At 45.7% G+C, this 1,114-nt stretch carries 1 protein-coding gene; it reads left to right on the forward strand.

The annotated features are described in order from the left end of the window. Positions 1-115 precede the first annotated feature (115 nt). Positions 116-718 (forward strand): DUF6338 family protein, encoded by a 603-nt coding sequence (locus tag B7364_RS08255; RefSeq protein ID WP_157893593.1) that lies wholly within the window; start codon positions 116-118, stop codon positions 716-718. Positions 719-1,114 lie beyond the last annotated feature (396 nt).

A 1,114-nucleotide genomic window follows, 5' to 3' on the forward strand; every position in this document is an offset into this window, starting at 1 on the left:
TTGTACAGGACCTTAGCCTTGGGTATGGGTTGGGAAGGTAGAATAAATTCAAACAGGAACAGTTAGCGGAAGCCGAGGCTTTATCGGGTGGGTTTTGAGCGGAGGCCTGAAGTAGTTGCCAAATTTTGCTTCTTTTCAATCAGTTTATTTGTTGCTCAGCCTTACAGCGCCAGCAGTTGTTTTTCTATTCTTTCGCTCCCGGTTCACGCATGGCAGAATGCCTAAAGCGAGTGATGCAATCCTCTATTTTATTGCAATTACATCAATATATTATTCTCTGATTTTTCCGATTTTTATGATCGGCTTCCAAACTCCTAAATCAAAAAATCTTATCTGGGTAACTTGGGTTTTGGTCTTGACCGTACTGCCTGCGATATTGGGAGTTTTTTCCGGTTGGGCTGCAAGAAAAGAATTTGTCTACAAAGCGTTACGCAAAATTGGATTTGATGTTGTCCATGATATTCCTACCGCATGGGAGTGGAAGTTCTCAAATGTAGGCCCTTCTTGGGTTGTCATAACACTGAAGAACGGGAATTCGTTTGGAGCTGAATATGGATCTACTTCCTTTATTTCAACCGATCCTTCGGACAGAGATATCTACCTCGAGGAGACTTATAGCATTAGCAAAACCGGAAAATGGACAAAACGGGGATATGGTATGTGGGTCGCCAGCTCTGAAATAAGTACACTTGAGTTTTCGACTCAAGCTAAGGTTTAGAAAGCAATCGCTTTGGAGAAAAGTACGAATATGAGCAACGACCGCGGAAAAGTACCGTTTGGTATTCAAGGAACCATCCATACGGAGAAAAAAGGGTTGCAGCCAAGTGGCACTAACACGCCCCAAGGGGGAAAGCAGCCAACGGGATCGCCTTTAGGCCCCCCACCTACCGGAGGCGGTACCGGCAAAAAATAGCAAAAGTCGTTGATACCCAATGACTCAGCGTCCTTAATCCGGTCGAGCGTGGCCTTTGTTCGGGTTAATTTGAGGTGGACTTTCCCAGTTATCTGACCTCGTTCTGGGCTGGACAAGAAGGCGACACAAAGGCACCAAACTCAGATAACTCTGGCGAGGTTGACCTGAGCCCCGATTGGTCCGTCATTTGAAAGGAGAGTC

Origin of the sequence: Aquidulcibacter paucihalophilus (assembly GCF_002105465.1) — a bacterium.
Taxonomy (GTDB): Bacteria; Pseudomonadota; Alphaproteobacteria; order Caulobacterales; family Aquidulcibacteraceae; genus Aquidulcibacter; species Aquidulcibacter paucihalophilus.